The 17539-nt window shown below is 74.1% G+C and carries 20 protein-coding genes; 12 read left to right on the forward strand and 8 right to left on the reverse strand.

What is annotated here, in order from left to right; translation table 11 throughout:
* Positions 1-7: 7 nt before the first annotated feature.
* The 4 genes from ACGFIA_RS23985 to ACGFIA_RS24000 all read right to left on the reverse strand — a co-directional run bounded on the left by ACGFIA_RS23985 (position 8) and on the right by ACGFIA_RS24000 (position 3614).
* Positions 8-817: an ABC transporter permease gene (locus ACGFIA_RS23985; RefSeq protein ID WP_357384544.1), complete on the reverse strand. Its 810-nt coding sequence runs from the start codon at positions 815-817 to the stop codon at positions 8-10.
* On the reverse strand, positions 814-1782 hold the full coding sequence (locus tag ACGFIA_RS23990) for an ATP-binding cassette domain-containing protein (RefSeq protein ID WP_393262155.1): 969 nt from the start codon (positions 1780-1782) through the stop codon (positions 814-816). The genes ACGFIA_RS23985 and ACGFIA_RS23990 overlap by 4 nt, the downstream gene beginning before the upstream one ends.
* 66 nt (positions 1783-1848) lie before the next feature.
* Positions 1849-2496, reverse strand: a complete 648-nt coding sequence (locus ACGFIA_RS23995; RefSeq protein WP_393262159.1) for a response regulator — start codon at positions 2494-2496, stop codon at positions 1849-1851.
* The gene (locus ACGFIA_RS24000; protein WP_357500403.1) at positions 2496-3614 is read right to left on the reverse strand and encodes a histidine kinase; all 1119 of its coding nucleotides are present in this window, start codon (positions 3612-3614) and stop codon (positions 2496-2498) included. The genes ACGFIA_RS23995 and ACGFIA_RS24000 overlap by 1 nt, the downstream gene beginning before the upstream one ends.
* A gap of 118 nt (positions 3615-3732) precedes the next feature.
* Here ACGFIA_RS24000 and ACGFIA_RS24005 point away from each other — a divergent pair, with 118 nt between their 5' ends.
* A complete protein-coding gene (locus ACGFIA_RS24005) occupies positions 3733-4563 on the forward strand; it encodes an ABC transporter ATP-binding protein (protein WP_357479214.1) in 831 nt (276 codons plus the stop codon).
* A complete protein-coding gene (locus ACGFIA_RS24010; RefSeq protein WP_393262162.1) occupies positions 4560-5531 on the forward strand; it encodes an ABC transporter permease subunit in 972 nt (323 codons plus the stop codon). The genes ACGFIA_RS24005 and ACGFIA_RS24010 overlap by 4 nt, the downstream gene beginning before the upstream one ends.
* Before the next feature lie 58 nt (positions 5532-5589).
* Here the strand turns inward: ACGFIA_RS24010 and ACGFIA_RS24015 are convergent, their stop codons facing one another.
* On the reverse strand, positions 5590-6462 hold the full coding sequence (locus ACGFIA_RS24015; RefSeq protein WP_393262165.1) for an alpha/beta fold hydrolase: 873 nt from the start codon (positions 6460-6462) through the stop codon (positions 5590-5592).
* 93 nt (positions 6463-6555) lie between these two features.
* On the opposite strand from ACGFIA_RS24015, the gene ACGFIA_RS24020 reads away from it, so the two are divergent.
* Positions 6556-8505: a BTAD domain-containing putative transcriptional regulator gene (locus tag ACGFIA_RS24020; RefSeq protein WP_393262167.1), complete on the forward strand. Its 1950-nt coding sequence runs from the start codon at positions 6556-6558 to the stop codon at positions 8503-8505.
* A 9-nt stretch (positions 8506-8514) separates the two neighbouring features.
* Here the strand turns inward: ACGFIA_RS24020 and ACGFIA_RS24025 are convergent, their stop codons facing one another.
* Positions 8515-8787, reverse strand: coding sequence for a hypothetical protein (locus ACGFIA_RS24025; protein ID WP_393262170.1), 273 nt, complete (start codon positions 8785-8787; stop codon positions 8515-8517).
* A 74-nt stretch (positions 8788-8861) separates the two neighbouring features.
* Positions 8862-9785 carry a hypothetical protein gene (locus tag ACGFIA_RS24030; RefSeq protein ID WP_393262173.1) on the reverse strand — a complete coding sequence of 308 codons (924 nt, stop codon included), beginning with the start codon at positions 9783-9785 and terminating at the stop codon, positions 8862-8864.
* Between the two features lie 177 nt (positions 9786-9962).
* Between ACGFIA_RS24030 and ACGFIA_RS24035 the strand changes: the two genes are divergently transcribed.
* The 6 genes from ACGFIA_RS24035 (at position 9963) to ACGFIA_RS24060 (ending at position 14297) form a co-directional block, all read left to right on the forward strand.
* Entirely contained in the window at positions 9963-11354 is a 1392-nt protein-coding gene (locus ACGFIA_RS24035; protein WP_393262176.1) for a pyridoxal phosphate-dependent decarboxylase family protein, read from the forward strand.
* 5 nt (positions 11355-11359) lie between these two features.
* Positions 11360-11995: a hypothetical protein gene (locus tag ACGFIA_RS24040; protein WP_393262179.1), complete on the forward strand. Its 636-nt coding sequence runs from the start codon at positions 11360-11362 to the stop codon at positions 11993-11995.
* A gap of 83 nt (positions 11996-12078) precedes the next feature.
* Positions 12079-12477 (forward strand): YbaB/EbfC family nucleoid-associated protein, encoded by a 399-nt coding sequence (locus ACGFIA_RS24045; RefSeq protein WP_393262182.1) that lies wholly within the window; start codon positions 12079-12081, stop codon positions 12475-12477.
* The gene (locus tag ACGFIA_RS24050; protein ID WP_393262185.1) at positions 12464-12784 is read left to right on the forward strand and encodes a type VII secretion target; all 321 of its coding nucleotides are present in this window, start codon (positions 12464-12466) and stop codon (positions 12782-12784) included. Before ACGFIA_RS24045 ends, ACGFIA_RS24050 begins: the two co-directional genes overlap by 14 nt.
* Positions 12781-13977 (forward strand): WXG100 family type VII secretion target, encoded by a 1197-nt coding sequence (locus tag ACGFIA_RS24055; RefSeq protein ID WP_393262188.1) that lies wholly within the window; start codon positions 12781-12783, stop codon positions 13975-13977. The genes ACGFIA_RS24050 and ACGFIA_RS24055 overlap by 4 nt, the downstream gene beginning before the upstream one ends.
* Entirely contained in the window at positions 13977-14297 is a 321-nt protein-coding gene (locus ACGFIA_RS24060) for a hypothetical protein (RefSeq protein WP_393262191.1), read from the forward strand. The genes ACGFIA_RS24055 and ACGFIA_RS24060 overlap by 1 nt, the downstream gene beginning before the upstream one ends.
* A 64-nt stretch (positions 14298-14361) precedes the next feature.
* Here the strand turns inward: ACGFIA_RS24060 and ACGFIA_RS24065 are convergent, their stop codons facing one another.
* Positions 14362-14676, reverse strand: a complete 315-nt coding sequence (locus ACGFIA_RS24065; RefSeq protein ID WP_393262194.1) for a hypothetical protein — start codon at positions 14674-14676, stop codon at positions 14362-14364.
* 204 nt (positions 14677-14880) lie between these two features.
* Between ACGFIA_RS24065 and ACGFIA_RS24070 the strand changes: the two genes are divergently transcribed.
* Genes ACGFIA_RS24070 through ACGFIA_RS24080 form a run of 3 tightly spaced genes read left to right on the forward strand, consistent with a single transcriptional unit; the run spans position 14881 to position 17527 of the window.
* Positions 14881-15717: a CPBP family intramembrane glutamic endopeptidase gene (locus ACGFIA_RS24070; protein WP_393262197.1), complete on the forward strand. Its 837-nt coding sequence runs from the start codon at positions 14881-14883 to the stop codon at positions 15715-15717.
* Positions 15717-16871, forward strand: coding sequence for a sensor histidine kinase (locus tag ACGFIA_RS24075; RefSeq protein ID WP_393262200.1), 1155 nt, complete (start codon positions 15717-15719; stop codon positions 16869-16871). The genes ACGFIA_RS24070 and ACGFIA_RS24075 overlap by 1 nt, the downstream gene beginning before the upstream one ends.
* The gene (locus ACGFIA_RS24080) at positions 16868-17527 is read left to right on the forward strand and encodes a response regulator (RefSeq protein ID WP_393262203.1); all 660 of its coding nucleotides are present in this window, start codon (positions 16868-16870) and stop codon (positions 17525-17527) included. The genes ACGFIA_RS24075 and ACGFIA_RS24080 overlap by 4 nt, the downstream gene beginning before the upstream one ends.
* Positions 17528-17539 lie beyond the last annotated feature (12 nt).

Here is a 17539-nt window from a genome sequence, read left to right on the forward strand (position 1 = left end):
GTTCGGCTCAGCGGCTCAGCGCCCGGTAGCGGCGCAGCGACAGCGGCAGGAACACCGCGACCAGCGCCAGCGGCCAGAGCACCGCCAGCAGCGGGTGGTGCGCGGCCACCCACGAGTCGCCGCCCCACCCGGGGTTGCCGAACAGCTCCCGGGTGGCCCCCACTGTCGCGGACAGCGGGTTCCACTCGGCTACCGCGCCCAGCCACGCGGGCATCGTGGACGGCGCCACGAACGCGCTGGACAGGAAGCCCAGCGGGAACTCCAGCGTCTGCACGGCGGTGACGGCGCTCTGCCCCTTCACCGTCAGGCCGAGGAAGACGCCCACCCAGACCAGCGCGAACCGCAGCAGCAGGATCAGCCCGAGCGCGGCGAACGTGTCGCCGGCGTCGCCGCGCGCCCGCCACCCGACGGCCAGGCCGGCGAGCAGCATGACGGCGAGCGTCACCACCGCGAACATCAGGTCGGCGACCGCGCGGCCGAGCAGCGGCGCCAGCCGGGACACCGGCATGGACCGCAGCCGGTCGGTGACGCCGCGCTCCAGGTCCGCCGAGACCGCCATGGTGGTCATGCTGATGCCGAAGACCATCGTCATGGCGAACATGCCGGGCATCAGGAACTCCCGGTAGTCGCCGCCGCCGGGCACCTGGAGCGCGCCGCCGAACAGGTAGGCGAACATCAGCACCATCAGGATGTCGAAGCCCAGCGAGCCGATCAGCGGGCCGGGCTCGCGCCGCCAGTGCGCCAGCGCGCGCCCGGTCAGCGTCAGGCCGTCACCGGCCAGCGACGCGCGCCGGGCCGGGGTCACTGTGGCGGTCACGCGGTCACCTCCACGCCGGTCCGGCCGGCGGCCGGCCCGTCGGTGAGCTGGAGGAACACCTCGTCCAGTGTGGGCCGGCGCAACGCAATGTCGGCCACGCCCACGCCGTCGGTGTCGAGCGCGCGCAGCACCTCGGTCAGCGCGCCCGCCCGGTCGCCGACCTGGGCGCTCACCGCCCGCCGGTCCCTGTCGACTGCCGGTTCGGCGACGGCGACGGCGCGCAGCCGCCCGGCGGCGGCGGCCAGGTCGGCGGCGTCGCGGACGACCAGCTCGATCCGGTCGCCGCCGAGGCGGGACTTGAGCGCGTCAGGGGTACCCTCGGCGATCACCCGCCCGGCGTCCAGCACGCAGACGCGGTCGGCGAGCTGGTCGGCCTCGTCCAGGTACTGCGTGGTCAGCAGCACCGTGGTGCCGTCGCGGACCAGGTCGCGTACCGCCTCCCACACCTCGTTGCGCCCGCGCGGGTCGAGCGCCGTGGTCGGCTCGTCGAGGAACAGCACCGAGGGCGCGAGGATCATCCCGGCGGCCAGGTCGAGGCGGCGGCGCATGCCACCGGAGTACGTGCGCACCGGCCGGTCACCGGCGTCGGCGAGCCCGAACCGGTCGAGCAGTTCGCCGGCGCGTCGCCTCGCCCCGGCCCGGTCCAGGTGGAACAGGCGGCCGAAGAGGACAAGGTTCTCCCGCCCGCTCAGCGCCTCGTCCACCGCCGGGTGCTGGCCGACCAGGCCGATGCGGTGGCGTACCCGATCGGCCTGGCCGGCCACGTCGTAGCCGGCGACCTCGGCCCGCCCGGCGTCGAAGCGCAGCAGCGTGGCCAGGATGCGTACGGCTGTGGTCTTGCCGGCGCCGTTCGGGCCGAGCAGCCCGCACACGGTGCCCGGTGGCACCCGCAGGTCGAAGCCGTCCAGCGCGTCCGTGTCCCCGTACCGCTTGCGCAGGCCCTCCGCGAGGATCGCGTGTTCCACGTCTGTGTCCCCTCCGTCGACGAGGGCACTAACGTACAACGTACGGTAGGGCGTCCGCCAACGTTTTCAGTCGACCACGCGGTGCTCCCACGCCCAGACCGCGATCTCGGTGCGGTTGCGCAGGCCGAGCTTGGTCTGCACCGCGGAGACGTGGCTCTTGACGGTGCTCAGCGAGATGAACAGCTCCGCGCCGATCTCCAGGTTGGTCCGGCCCCGGGCGATCTGGCGAACCACCTCGACCTCCCGCTCCGACAGCGCCGGGCGGCGCTCGTCACGCGGCGGCGCGGGCGGGGCCAGGTGCCGCAGCAACCGGACCGTCACCGACGGGGACACGAGCGCGTCGCCCTGGTACGTTGCCCGCACCGCCTCCACCAGCAGGGCCGGTCCGGCGTCCTTGAGCAGGAACCCGGCCGCTCCCCCGCGCAACGCGCCGTAGACGTACTCGTCCAGGTCGAACGTGGTGACCACGACGACCCGCAGCGGGTCGGCCACCTCGGGCCCGGCGAGCGCCCGCGTCACCTGGAGACCGTCGAGCCGCGGCATCCGGATGTCCACCAGGCAGACGTCGGGACGCAGCCGGCGGGCCTGGGCGACCGCGTCGACGCCGTCGGACGCCTCGGCGACCACCGAGATGTCGGGCTGGTCCTCCAGGATCAGCCGCAGCCCGCCGCGGACCATCGCCTGGTCGTCGGCGAGCAGCACGCGGATCGTCATCACGCCCTCCCTTTCGGCACTACCGCCCGCACCGACCACCCGGCCTCGGGGCGGGGACCGGCGTGCAGCGTGCCGCCCAGGGCCTCGACCCGCTCGCGCAGGCCGACCAGGCCGTACCCGCCCCGGGACTCGGCGGGCGCGCCGGACGCGTCGTCGGTCACCTCGACCACCACCGCGTCCGGCTCCTGCGCCACGTCCACGGTGACCTGGGCGGCGTGCGGGGCGTGGCGGGCCACGTTCGTCAGCGCCTCCCGGACGACCCGGTGCACGGTGCTGGTGACCTCCGGCGGCCAGGCCGTCTGTTCCGGCAGCCGCAGCCGCACCGGCGGGCCCTGCCGGCGGAACCGCTCGACCAGCTCCTCGACCTGCTCCGGACCGGCCGAGGCCGGCGGCGCGTCACCGGTGTCCCGCAGCAGCCCGACCAGGCGGCGCATGGCCCGCATCGCCTCGCCGCCGGCCGCCTCGATGCCGGCCAGCGACTCCGTGGCGCGCGCCGGATCCCGGCGCCCTACCAGGTGGGCGGCCTGCGCCTGCACCACCATGCCGGTGACGTGGTGGGCCACCACGTCGTGCAGTTCCCGGGCCAGCTCCAGCCGCTCGTCGCGGCGCACCCGCTCAGCGGTGGCCTTCGCCCGCTCGTCGAGCAGCCGCAACGTGAGCCCGGCGGCGACCCCGCCGAACCAGCACAGGCTGTTGAGCGCCACCACCCCGGGCCCGCCCGCCCCCGGCCGGGCGGCCGGCCACGCCCCGGCCGCCACCACGAGCCCACCGGCGGCGATCAGGCCGGCGGGCAGCGGCGGCAGCGCGCGTACCGCCGATCCGACCAGGACGGCCGACGCCAGCGCCAGCGCGGGCCCCGGCTCGGTGGGCAGGTCGAACAGGCGGGCGGCGACGACGGCCGACGCCGCGACGACGAGTCCGGCGGTGGCCGTGGCGACGCGCTGCCTGTCGCGTACCAGAGCGAGCGCGCCGACCACGACGGCGGCCGCGCCGCCGGCAAGCCAGTACCGCAGTCCCCAGCTCGCGGCGATCGCGACCGCCTGGACGCCGATCGCGGCGAGCAGCACCACGGCGAGCCCCGCCGTCGCCGCCACCCGGGTGAGCCGTTCGGTAGCCATGCCCAGCACGCTAGGAGATCGGCGGCCGGGCCGAACCGGCCGAAAGGAGGGTCCGCCGCGCGCCGGACCCTGCTCCGGACCGATGCCCGCCGGTTCCGCCGTGCCCAGGATGAGCCGCATGCATCCACCACTCGCCCTGCACGCCGAGCGGCTGACCAAACGGTACGGCCGCCGCACCGCGCTTGCCGACTGCGACCTGAGCGTCCCGCGCGGGCACGTGGTCGGCCTGGTCGGCCCCAACGGCGCCGGAAAGTCCACGCTGCTGCAACTGGCCTGCGGGCTGATCGCGCCCACCTCGGGTTCGTTGACGGTGCTCGGCTCGCCGCCGGCCGCCGACGCCGCGCACCTGGCCCGGGTCGGTTTCGTCGCCCAGGACACGCCGGTCTACGCCTCCCTCACCGTCGCCGAGCACCTGCGGATGGGCGCCTGGCTCAACCCGTCCTGGGACGCGGCGCTGGCCCGGCGGCGCGTCGACGAGGTCGGCCTGGATCCGGCGCAGAAGGCGGGCCGGCTCTCCGGCGGCCAGCGCGCGCAACTGGCCCTCGCGCTGGCCGCCGCGAAGCGCCCCGAGCTGCTGATCCTCGACGAGCCGGCCGCCGCGCTGGACCCGCTGGCCCGCCGCGAGTTCATGCACGGGCTGGCCGGCTTCGTGCGGGAACTCGGCGCCGGCGCGGTGCTCTCCTCGCACCTGCTCGGCGACGTGGCGCAGGTCTGCGACCACCTGGTCGTGCTCTGCGCCGCCCGGGTCCAGGTGGCCGGCCCGGTCCCGGACCTGCTCGCCACGCACCACCGGGCCGCCGCCGCGCCCGCCGGGGCCGACGTGGTCTGGGCCGAGCCCGGCCGCGTCGTGGTCCGGGGCCCGGCGGTACGCGACGGCGCGCCGGTCACGCTGGAGGAGCTGGTCCTGGCGTACCTGGCCCGGGCCGCCCACCCGGCGGTGACCCGATGATCAGGATGACGGTGCGGCAGTTCCGCCTTCCGGCGCTCGCCGGCGCCGTCCTGCTGGCACTGGCCGGCGCCTACCTGCTGCGCCTCGGCGCGGACATCCGGGCCGAGCCCGACCCGGCCCGGCTGCCCGACCGGTACGCGCAGACGATGCTGTTCCTCGCCGGTGGGTTCGCGCTGGTGCCCGCGCTGATCGGCGCGTTCTGGGGCGCGCCGCTGGTGGCCCGGGAGCTGGAGCAGGGCACGCACCGGCTGGTGTGGAACCAGAGCGTGCCGCGCCGCCGCTGGCTGGCGGTCAAGCTCGCGGTGCTGTCGGCCGCCGCCGCGCTCGTCGCCGGTGTGCTCGGCGCGCTGCTCACCTGGGCGGCCGCGCCCGTCGACCGGGTCGCCGGCGACCGGTTCAGCACCGTGCTGTTCGGCGCGCGCGGCATCGCGCCGGCCGGGTACGCCGTGTTCGCCCTCGTCCTCGGCGTGGTCGCCGGGCTGGTGCTGCGCCGCACCCTGCCGGCGATGGCAGTGGTGTTCCTGGCTGTGGTCGTGGTGCAGCTCGTGGTGCCGAACCTCTTGCGCCCGCACTACCTGCCGCCGGAGCGGGTCACCGTGCCGATGACCGCCGACACAGTCAACCGGGCCCGCAACCTGGGCAGCATCACCGGCTCGCCGGTCGTCGGCGGGCTGGACGTGCCGGGCGCCTGGGTCACCGACATCAGCCCGCTGCGGACCGCCGACGGGCGGCAGCTCTCCGACGCCGCGTTCGGCACCTGTTTCCGTGACCCGCCGCGCACCGGCGCCACCGGCACGTTCGGTGACACGGCGATCTGCCTCGGCGGGCTCGACCTGCACGTGGACCTGGCCTACCAGCCGAACCGCCGGTTCTGGGCGTTCCAGTGGATCGAACTGGCGCTCCACCTCGGCGCGGCCGGTCTGCTGGCGGCGTTCGGCCTGTGGCACGTCCGGAGACGGGCCGGCTGAGCGGACGGGGGCGGACGGTCCGGGCGCCACGCGCGCCCGGACCGCCGTACCTATCGCTTCAGCAGCGCGCGCAGCGCCTCGGCGATCTCGCCGGGGGCCTCCTCGGCCATGAAGTGCCCGGCCGTGGTGGTGCGGTGCTCCAGGTCCGGGCCCAGGCCCGCCACACCGCCGCCGCGTCGTAGCCGAGCGCGGCGCCCCAGTCCTGCTGGATGACGGTGACCGGCATGGCCAGCCGCCGCCCGGCGTCCCGGTCCGCCCGGTCGTGCGCCACGTCGATCCCGGCCGACGCCCGGTAGTCGGCGACGATCGAGTCGACCGCCTCCCGGGAGGCCCGCAGGTACTCGGCGCGCACCTCGGCCGGCATGGCCGCCGGGTCGCCGGCCCAGGCGTCGAGGAAGTGCCCGAAGAACGCGTCGGCGCTGCCCGCGATCATCTTCTCGGGCAGGCCGGGCGGCTGGGCCATCAGGTAGAGGTGGAACGCCACCGAAGCGGACACGCCGTGCAGCACGTCCCACATGTCGAGGGTTGGCAGCACGTCCAGCGACGCCAGGTGGGTGACCGTATCCGGGTGGTCCAGGCCGGCCCGGACCGCGACCAGGGCGCCCCGGTCGTGCCCGGCCAGCGCGAACCGCTCGTGCCCGAGCGCGCGGGCCGCCGCCACCACGTCGACGGCCATGGTCCGCTTGCTGTACGTGTCCTCGGTGTCGGCGGCCGGTTTGTCGCTGGCGCCGTAGCCGCGCAGGTCCGGGCAGATCACCGTGTGCTCGCCGGCCAGGTCGGCGGCGACGTGCCGCCACATCAGGTGGGTCTGCGGGAAGCCGTGCAGCAGCACGACCGGGCTGCCGGAGCCGCCCACCGCCACGTTCAGCGTCACGCCCTCGGCGACCGGAACGCGCTGGTAGTCGAATCCCGCGATGGTGGTGCTCATCATGATCCCTCTTTCGTCTCGTTACCTGACCAGCGTGGCGGCGCCGGATGAGCAACCGATGAGCGCGATACGGTGACCCCTGGCGAGGAGGGGTCGGTGCCTGTCGGTTTCGGTGTGCTGGGTCCGGTGACGGCCTGGGACGACGCGGGTGTGCCGGTCGACCTGAAGGGGCCCCGGCACCGGGCCGTGCTGGCGCGGCTGGTCGCCGCCCGGGGCCGGACCGTGCCGGTCGGGCAGATCGTCGACGACCTGTGGGACGACCCGCCGGCCGGCGCGGTGGGCGCGGTCCGCACGTTCGTCGCGGCGCTACGCCGCCGCCTGGAACCGCACCGTCCGCCCCGCGAGCCCGCCCGGCTGCTGGTCACCGAGGGACCGGGGTACGCGCTGCGCGCCGAACCGGAGAGCGTCGACGCCTGGCGGTTCGAGGACACAGTCACCGCTGTCGCGGACGCGCTGCCCCGGGCCGCCCTGGACCGGCTCGACGAGGCGCTGGGCTGGTGGCGCGGGCCTGCGTACGCCGACTTCGACCAGCCGTGGGCGCACGCCGAACGGACCCGGCTCGACCAGATCCGGCTCACCGCCGTCGAGCGGCGGGCCGAGGCGCTGCTGGCGCTGGACCGGGCCGCCGACGCCGTACCCGATCTGGACGCCCACGTCGCCGCGCACCCGTGGCGGGAGGACGGGTGGGCGCTGCTGGCGTCGGCGCTCTACCGGGCCGGGCGGCAGGCCGACGCGCTCGCCGTGCTGCGCCGCGCCCGGGAGCTGCTGCGCGACCAGCTCGGCCTGGACCCCGGACCGCGACTGCGGCGCCTGGAGACGGACCTGCTGCGCCAGGCCGAACCCGAACCGACCGGCCCGGCGCGCGTCTGGGCCGAGACGGCGGCGGCGTACGAGCGCAGTGTGGTGCCCGGCGCGCGGGCCCGGCTGGAGTCGACAGTCGGAATGCTGCGCAGCCTCGCGGTGACCGGGCCGGGCGGCTTGGAGGCGGCCCGGGACCAGCGCGAGGCGGCTATCAGCGCGGCCGAGCAACTCGGCGACCCGGAGTTCACCGCGCGGGTGATCGGCGGGTACGACGTACCGGCGATCTGGACCCGCTCGGACGACCCGGCGCAGGCGACCCGGGTCGTCGCGGCGGCGGAGCGGGCCCTGGCCGGGCTGGTTCCGGACGCGCCGGAGGCGACGCGCGCCCGGCTGCTGGCCACCGTCGCGATCGAGTCGCGCGGTACGGCGTCGCCGCGCCCCGCCGAGGCCGCGCGGGAGGCGGAGGCGATCGCGCGGCGGGTGGCCGACCCGGCGCTGCTGGCCCAGGCCCTCAACGGCGTGTGGATGCAGACGTTCCAGCGGGCCGGGCTGGCCGCGCGGCGGGACTCGATCGGCGCGGAACTGGTCACGCTCGCCGCCCGGCAAGGCCTGGCCACGGTGGAGATCCTCGGACACCTGATCCGGGTGCAGGCGCGGAGCGCGCTCACCGACTTCACCGCCGCCGACGCACACGCCGAGGCGGCGGACCGGCTCGCCGCCCGGCACGAGAGCCCGCTGGTCGGCGTGTTCACCGGCGGCTACCGAGCCATGCGGACCGCTGCCACCGGCGCGTCGTACCCGGACGCGGAGGCGGCGTACCGGTCGTGGGCTGCCAGCCTGGCCGGCTGCGGGATGCCCGGTGTCGAGCGCGGTCTGGTGCCGCTGGCGCTGCTCTGCCTGCGGGTGTGGCACGACCTGCCGGCCGACTTTCCCGCCGACACGGACTGGGGGCCGTACGCGCCCTGGGCGCGCCCGCTGGAGCTGCTCGCCGGCGGCCGCCGCGACGAGGCCGCCGCGGCGCTGCGCCGCACCCCGGCACCGCCGCGTGACCTGCTCATGGAGGCGCTGTGGTGCCTGACCGCGCGGGCCGCCGTCGCGCTGGACGACCGGGACGCGATGCTCCGGGCGCGGTCCTCGCTCGCCCCGGCGGCGGGCGAGGTAGCCGGGGCGGGCAGCGGGCTGCTCACCGCCGGGCCGGTGGCCGCACACCTGGACCGGCTCGACGCCGCCCTCGGCGGCGGCTGACCGGGCTGCTCACCGGCCGCAGTCGATGAGGAGCACCGGCGCGTGGGCCTGGTCCCGGGGACACTGCCACACCACCGAATCGCCCCGCCGGACCAGCCGGCGGGGATGACCGTGACCCGGGCACGGCGGGACCGCCTCGTCCCAATCGTCCATGCTCATCTCGTCGGCCAGAACGGTCGCGAGCTCACCGGTGATCACGCGGAGGCTCTCCCCCGCGTCGACGAGACAGGCCGGACGTCCGCACAGGACGGTCAGGGCGGCGGCGACCGTCTCGGCTGCCACCCCTGACCGCGGCGGTCTCGTAGACCGGCATCTGGAGAGATGATCGGGTCGATCCGCCGGATTCCCGGGTCGGATCACCGCCGTCCGGCCGGGGAATCCGGGCTGATGTCGTGCTCGGGCTCGGTCGTAGCACCGGCGGATGCCGAACCCGGGCGCCGGCGGGTCGGCGGCTCGGGCCACCGCCACCAGATGCCGTACGCGCATTCGCGGTCCGGACGCTGAAAGGTCATCTCATAGACCACCTTCCCCGCCAGGTGGTTACCGCTCGGCTGGCAGCGGGTACGGGCGATCTCCTGGCGGCTCGATCCCGACCGCGTCCTCCGCCACACGACCTGCCACGCCTCGGCTGGCGAATCCGCCCGATCGAACTGGACACGTACCGACAGTTTTCCCACCCGCCGTTCCTCGCAGCTCTCGCGGTAATAGGGCTTCATAGGGGCGTAGACATCCTCAAACACCTGTCTGATTCCGACGTTGACGCGACGACCGCGGGCAAGCGGACCGAGCAGATACAACCACCGGTAGACGCGCCCGTCCTCCTCGGCCACTGCGCCGTCGAGAAGCCGATGTTCGGGAAACAGCGACGTCGCCCCCTCGATCACCCGAGTCTGTCCGCTCCAGTGGGAACGGATGCCTACGAGACGGATCTGCCGGGTGGCCCGGACACGTTGCTGTCGCGTGTAGGCGTATCGGTGATGATGGCCGCCATCCTCACCCTCGACCCTGGTGACGACCAACGATCCGTTGAGTTCCTCGATGACGAAGTCAGCCGGGTGGTGAACACACCGGACGTAGTAAACGACCATGGCTGCAACGGCCAGCAGCACCAGCGGGGTGGCGAGCGTCCACGACGGGAGGTGCAGCGCCACCATCCACGCACGTCCGATGCCGAACATCGCCACGAGCGCCGTACCCGTCAGGACGACGAGCTGAAGCAGATCGGAACTCTGGCGGGCGAGACGGGCGGATGCGCTGTCAAGCAGTCTTCTCAGAATCATCGGTCCTCCGGGTTCCACCTCTCAGTGGGAAAGCCACAAACGGTTTTCTGCAATCCACACAAGCGCAGGAACGATGGGTGAGCCAGCGGTCACGGACGTCACTCAGCACTCACTCCACGTGCGCCCGGACAGCCCGCACAGGCCCCACCTCCGGGTGGCTGCGGCTAGGGTGCGGCGATGGACGAGCTGAGGCACCTGTTCCGGCGCGCCGCCGACCACGCGGCCGACTACCGGCTGTCGCTGCCGGACCGGCCGGTCGGCGTACCCGTCGACCAGGCCGCGCTGAACGAGGCGTTCGCCGGGCCGCTGCCGGACGCGCCCACCCCGCCCGGACGGGTCCTCGCCGACCTGGTGGCCGCCGCCGAACCGGGGCTCGTGGCCACCGCCGGGCCGCGCTACTTCGGCTTCGTCGTCGGCGGCGCCTCCCCGGCCGCCACCGCCGCCGACATGCTGGCCGCCGGGTGGGACCAGGTCGCGTTCAACGCGGTCACCTCCCCCGCCGCGGTGGCCGCCGAAGCGGCCGCCGGGACCTGGCTCAAGGACCTGCTCGGCATCCCGGCCACCGCGTCGGTCGGGTTCGTCACCGGCGGGCAGGCCGCCAACACCGCCGGGCTCGCCGCCGCCCGCCACCAGGTGCTCGCCGACGCCGGCTGGGACGTGGAACGACGCGGCCTGTCCGGCGCGCCCGAGGTACGCGTGTTCGCGGGCGCGGAGCGGCACGCCACCATCGACAGGTCACTGCGCCTGCTCGGTCTCGGCACCGACGCGCTGCGGGCGGTACCGGCCGGCCCGCAGGGCGCTGTCGACCCGGACGCGCTCGCGGCGGCGCTGCGCGACGCCGGTCCCGGACCGACGATCGTCTGTCTTCAGGCGGGCAACGTGAACACCGGCGCGTGCGACGAGCTGCGCCGCGCCTGCGACCTGGTCCACCGGCACGGCGGCTGGGCGCACGTGGACGGCGCGTTCGGGCTGTGGGCGGCGGCGAGCCCGTCGACCCGGCACCTGGTGGACGGGCTGGAAAACGCCGACTCGTGGGCCTGCGACGGCCACAAGTGGCTCAACCTGCCGTACGACACGGCGTTCGCGTTCTGCGCCCGGCCCGACGCGCACGCGGCGGCCATGTCGTACGCGGCCGCGTACCTCGTGGGTTCCGGTGGTGTGCCGGCGGGCGCGGACCTGACCGCGGAGTCCTCCCGCCGCGCCCGTGGCTTCGCGGTCTGGGCCGGCCTCCGGGAGCTGGGCCGCGACGGCGTCGCCGCGCTCGTGGAGCGATGCTGCGCGCTGGCCCGGCGGTTCGCCGACGGGCTCACCGCAGCCGGGTTCGAGGTGGTCAACGACGTGGTGCTCAACCAGGTGCTCGTCGGGTTCGGCGACGACGCGCGCACCGACCGGGTGGTGGCCGCGGCGCAGGCCGACGGGACGTGCTGGGTGGGCGGGACGACCTGGCGGGGACGGCGGCTGATGCGGATCTCGGTGTCGAACGCGACCACGACGGAGGCGGACGTGGACCGGTCGGTGGCGGCCATGATCCGGCTGGCCCGCACGGGCACCGGCGAGGTGGTTCACTGAGGACCGTGACGTGGCGGCGGGCGGCTTCGACGGTGGCGGTGCTGGTCCTGGCCGTGGCAGCCGCCGGTGGCTGGCGCTGGTGGCACCAGCACCCGCCGTACGGGCCGGAGGCGCTGCATCTGCGCTCCTCGCTGGAGTTCGTCACCCATGACGAGGCCCAAGTCGCGCTGGGGTCGGCATACCAGGCGCCGGTGACGTACGACGGCGACCAGCTCGTGCTGGGCCGCGTGTCGTGGCAGGAGCCACCGGCGCCCCTGGACGGCGGGTACTTCGCGTTGTTCCTCGTCGACAAGCGCACCGACCTCAAGCCGTCGGTGTTCGCGGTGGCAGCGCCGCAGGAGAGCGTCGGCATGGGCAGCGCCGGTGTGGAGAACAGGATCCCCGACCGCTACCCCTGGTTGCGCGGCGCGGGCGACATCCGGGTCGGCGAGAACGAGTGGCTCAGCGCCGGCAGCAGGCTGTCGATCATCGACACGCTCGCCTCACCCCTGACATTCGTCGTCCTGTTCCCACATCTGGAGCGGCACGAGCGGGCGCACCCGATCGCCACCGCGCCGGTGACGTTGCCGGACCTGCTGCTGGCGCTCGTCCACATGGGACCGGACGGTCAGGTGTACTGGGCGCAGCGGCTGCAGGGCTGACCCGCTCCGGAGCCTCACGGGCATACACGCACCGCGATCGGTTGGTAGCGTGGCGCTGTCGCAGTCCCCTGGGGAGGGTCGTCATGTGGACGGACGAGGCCGCGCTGGACGCGGCGGCGTGCCGGCTCGACGAGTGGGAGTCGTCGCTGGGCGACCGGGCCGCACGCGCCCGCGCCCTGTCCGCCCGCACACAGGCGTTGACCGGCACCGCCCGCAGCGCCGACGGGCTGGTCGAGGTCACCGTCGACGCGTCCGGGCTGCCCACCGGCCTACGACTGGACGAACGCGTCCGGCAACACTCCGCCGCACACACCGCCCGGCAGATCCTGGCGGTAGCCCGGGCCGCCCGGGTGGACCTGTTGCGGCGGCTCACCGAGGCGACCACCGACACCCTCGGGGCGGACGACCCGGCCGCCACGGCGATAGTCGAGTCGCACCGGCGACGGCTCGACCCCGGGGGCGCACCGGATGCCGGGCGGTGACGGCTTTCAGGTCGACCCGGACGGCCTGACCGCACACGCCACCCACCTCGGCCGCCGCGCCGACAGCATCGACACCGCCCGGCAGGCCGGCGAGCACGTCCGGCTGAGCGCCGACGCGTACGGGCAACTCTGCGCGATCATGCCGGTCCTGCTCGACGGCCTCCAACGGACCCTGACCGACGGCATCGGAACCGCCGCAGCCTCTGTCCGGGACACCGCGGACAGGGTGCGGTCGAGCGCCGAGCGCTACCGCGACTCCGACGCCCGCGCGGCCCACCAACTCGACCGGGTCCGGCAACGGCGGTGAGCACGAACCCGCTGGTCGCCGCCCCGGCGGGCACCGCACCGAGCCCGTGGGCCGGGGTGTGGATCTGCGAGGACATCGAGCTCATCGCCCAGGGCGTGCGCACCGGCAGCTGGATCGACGGCGGCCTCGGCGTGGTCAGCGCCGGCCTCGACGCGCTCGCCCTGGTCTCCGACCCGGCCGGAGCCCTCCTCCAGTACGGCATCGCCTGGCTCATCGAACACGTCAAGCCACTCAGCGAGGCCCTGGACTGGCTGGCCGGCGACCCCGCCGAGATCACCGCGCACGCCCAGACCTGGCGCAACGTCGCCGCGTCACTGCGCGCGGACGCCGCCGAGCTGACCCACGCCGTACGCGCCGAGGTGGCCGGCTGGACCGGGGCCGCCGCCACCGGCTACCGCCGCTGGGTGGGCGAGCAGCAGCAGGCCATCACCGGGCTGGCGCAGGGCGCAGAGGCGATGGCCGCGATCACCGAAGGCGCCGCCGGCCTGGTCGCGGCCGTGCGGCTGCTGGTCCGCGACGCCATCGCCGCCTGCGTGTCCCGCCTGATCGTGTACGCGACCGAACTGGTCGCCACGGCCGGGCTGGCGACGCCGCTGGTGGTGGAGCAGGTGACGACGACTGTGGCGTCGTGGGCAGCGCGGATCGGGCGCTTGTTGCGGGGATTGCTGGCGAGTCTGCGACGGCTGATGCCGGAGATGCGGCGGCTCGGCGACCTGATCGGCAAGCTCGGGGAGACGCTGCGCCGACTGACACACCGTTCACCGGAACCGACGCCCCGCCCGTCGAAACCCGGCGGGGATACGGACCCTCCCCAGATTCCGAAAGTGGATGAGGAACAGCGGGTTCGCGATCTGGGCATGGATCCTGCGACTGGCAGGCTCCGGCCGGCCGAGGCCCAGACGGCCGTCCGAATCGAGCAGCAGCTTGGGGTACGGCTACGGCGGGCGCCGTCGGACTCCTCGGCGGACTGGGTGGACGACGCGGCACGCACCTATGATGCGGTGGGCAACTTCCCCGGCCAGTATTTCGACCGGCAGTGGCCACAACTGCAGTACCAGATCGAAAGGCACCTGGAGAAGGCCGATCTCGTTCCGGTCGACGTCTCCAGGTTCTCGCCGCAGCAGACAGCCATGGTCGAACAGTTCATAGCCGATCGCGGGCTCGGCCCGCGCGTCTTCATCGTGGGGAAGTAATGGCCGGTCTCATCGTCCTCCGGCCCGGGATCGACTGGACAGCGACCGGGGGCCTGTTCGACTGGACACTGGAATTTCTCGTGTCCCGCCTGTCGGACAGACGCGCCGCCGAGCATCTTCAGGAGATCATCGACAACAATCTCGGCTCGTTCTGGCTGGACGACCTGTCGCCGGAGGCCCAGCGCGAAGTCGTCAGCTATTGGCGTGCCGCTCTGGTCGCGGAGGGCGAACGGGACCTGCCGAACACGGACCAGAAACCCGACGTGATGGCCCACCTTCGAGAACTCGTCGCCGCGACCTACAGGCTGCCGGTGGAGTAAGGCTGGTTGGCCGTCGTGCACGCGCGCCACCGCACGAACTCGCGTAAGAGGTGGAGTCCACCGGTCAAGACGGCCGATTCTGCGGCACGGCCCCCACGCCTGAGGGGATCGAGCGTGTCAGCGCCGACGACGTAGACCCGTCCTGGCCGCTTTCATGCGGCCGTGGCCGGGCTGCCTCGAACAGGGTGTCGCGGTCTATGAAGTGAACGGCCACGGCGACCGTCCACGCGCCGACAGCCCGTCCGCCGAGCAGCCGGGACAACGCGGGCACATCGCCGTCACCGCCGAGCACCCACATGGCGTTGGCTGTGCCCTTGTCGAGGGCAGCGCGCCGGGCGATCGCCAGCATGTCCGCCTCGGGGTCCACGCCCGTCGCCATGCCGGCAGCCTGCCCGCCGCGACCGGCTCAGAGCCAGCCGTTCTGCTCAGGGCACGCCCTCCAGAACGCCTCGACCGTCGCGCCTGTCCCCCGTGCGAGCTACCCGCAAGTGTCCACCGCACGGTGACGATTCCCGGCCTGCGAATCCATAGCGTTCCAGGTGAACCGCGGCGCCCCGGCCGCGTACCTCTCAAAGGAATCGTCATGCGTGTGGTGAAGCAGCTCCTGGCCGTCGTCGCGGTCAGTCTCGTCGGCAGCCGGGCGGTCCTCGCGGCACAGGGCAACCCCTGGCTCAGCCTGATCCTCGGCGTCGCGACCGCCGCAGCCGCGATCATGGTGTACGGGTGGGTGGTGCGCCGTACCGAACGTCGTGAGGTCACCGAGCTGGCCCGGGACGGCGCGGCCGCGAGGCTCAATCGCGGGATGCTGATCGGATTCGCCATGTTCTCGGCAGTGATCGTCAACATCGCCCTCATGGGCGGTTACCACGTACACGGCATCGGCTCGGTGTCCGGCGCGGTGGGCATCTTCGGGCTCATGGCCGCCGCGGCGGTGACCGAGGAGCTGATGTTCCGCGGCCTGCTGTTCCGCCTGGTCGAGGAACGGCTGGGTACGTGGCTCTCGCTGCTGCTGACCGGCGTACTGTTCGGCCTGATGCACCTGCTGAACCCGGACGCCAGCATGTGGGGTGCGACAGCCATCGCGATCGAGGCTGGGTTCATGCTGGCCGCCTGCTACGCCGCGACTCGAAACCTGTGGGTGCCGATCGGCCTGCACTTCGGCTGGAACGTCGCCGCCGGCGGCGTCTTCGGCGTGGTCGTCTCCGGCAACGGCGAGTCGGCAGGGCTGCTGGACGCCAGCACTTCGGGTCCGGCGCTGCTCAGCGGCGGCGACTTCGGGCCGGAGGGCAGCCTCTACACGGTGGCAGCCGGGGTGGCGCTGACAGTGGTCTTCCTCTGGCTGGCGCACCGCCGCGGCCACATCGTGCGACGGCGCCGGCGGGTGGTCGTGGCCCCGGCAGGCAGCGTTACGGTCTCCTGATGATCACCCGACGGATGCTCCCGGACTCGTGGCGGCACTGGCCCGTCCCGGTCCGGGATCTCCCGCTCGCGCTGGTGATCGCGCTCGCGGCCGTGACACCGGCGCTGCGCGGCCTGGGTACGCACCTCGGCGACCTGCCCGCCCGGCCGCACGACGCGCTGACAGTGCTGGTGATCGCCCTGGAGTGCCTTCCGCTGGCGTTGCGCCGCAGCCGGCCGGCGCTGTCGCTCGCTCTGGTGTCGATCGGCTTCGCGCTCGACCAGGTACGCGCCTACCACACCGTCGCGGGCACCGCGCTCGCCGTCGCCCTGGTGAGCGCGGGCGCCCACCTGGACCGTGGCCGCCGCACCGCAGTGCTCGCCGGCTCCCTCGCGTACGCCGGCCTGGCCGTCATTCTGGACCGGCAGGGGTCAACCGAAGGGGCGGTCGGCTTCACCACCTTCTACCTGCTGCTGGCGCTCGCCTGGGGCGCCGGATCGTGGCTGCGGCAGAGCCGCCTCGCCGAGGCCGAGCGCCGCCGGCACGTCGCCGAGTCCGCCCGCGCCGCCGAGCGCGCCCGCATTGCCGGGGAGCTGCACGACGTGGTGACCCACCACGTGACGGCGATGGTGGTGCAGGCCGAGGCGGCCCGCTACCTGACCGCCGCGCCCGAGCGCCTCGACACCACCCTGACCGCCATCACCGACACCGGTCGCCGCGCCATCGGCGACCTGCGGCTGCTGCTCGACGTGCTCAACCCCGACCACGGTACGGAGCCGCACACCCCGTCGGTCGGCGAGCTGCACGCCCTGGTGGAGCAGACCCGCCAGGCCGGGCAGCCGGTGGAGTTCACGCAGCACGGCACCCCGGCGGAGGTGACCGGCGGTGCCGAGCTGGCCGCGTACCGGGTGGTGCAGGAGGCGCTGACGAACGCCCTCAAGCACGCCCACGGCCGACCCACCGCCGTGCGCGTACACCATGGCAACCGGGAGATCACTGTGGAGATCAGCACGGACGGGCCCGGCACGCGCGCCGCGGGTCCGGGCGGAAGCGGACGCGGCCTGGCCGGGCTGCGCGAGCGCGTCACGGTGCTCGGCGGCGAGTTCGACGCGGGGCATCGAGCCGGCGACGGCTTCGTCGTCCGGGCGCGCATCCCCACCGGCAGCGCGTCGTGACCGCCCCGATCCGGGTGCTGGTCTGCGACGACCAGGCCCTCATCCGTACCGGATTCACCACCATCATCGACGCGCAGCCGGACATGGCGGCAGTGGGTGAGTGCGGCGACGGCCGCGCCGCTGTCGACCTCGCGGCCCGGCTGCGGCCCGACGTGGTGGTGATGGACGTACGCATGCCGGTGCTCGACGGCATCGAGGCGACCCGCCTGCTGGCCGGCGCGGGCGTCGCCCACCCGGTCAAGGTGCTGGTGGTGACGACGTTCAACCTCGACGGGTACGTCTACGAGGCGCTGCGCGCCGGCGCGAGCGGGTTCCTGCTCAAGGACGCCCCGCCGGCGCAGCTGCTGCACGGCATCCGCACCGTCGCCTCCGGCGCCGCGCTGCTCGCGCCGGAGGTGACGCGGCAGCTCGTCGGCCGGTACGCGGCGCGGATCCGCCCGGCCGAGGGCACGCTGGCGGACGTGGGGCTGACGCCGCGTGAGTTGGAGGTGCTGCGGTTGATCGCCGACGGGCTGTCGAACAGCGAGATCGCGGCACGGTTGGTGATCAGTCAGGAGACGGTGAAGACGTACGTGTCACGGATTCTCACGAAGCTGGACCTGCGGGACCGGGTGCAGGCGGTGGTGTACGCGTACCGCACCGGCCTGGTCACCTGAACTCTGTGGTGG

It is taken from the genome of Micromonospora sp. NPDC049203 (assembly GCF_043197215.1).
GTDB lineage: Bacteria > Actinomycetota > Actinomycetes > Mycobacteriales > Micromonosporaceae > Micromonospora.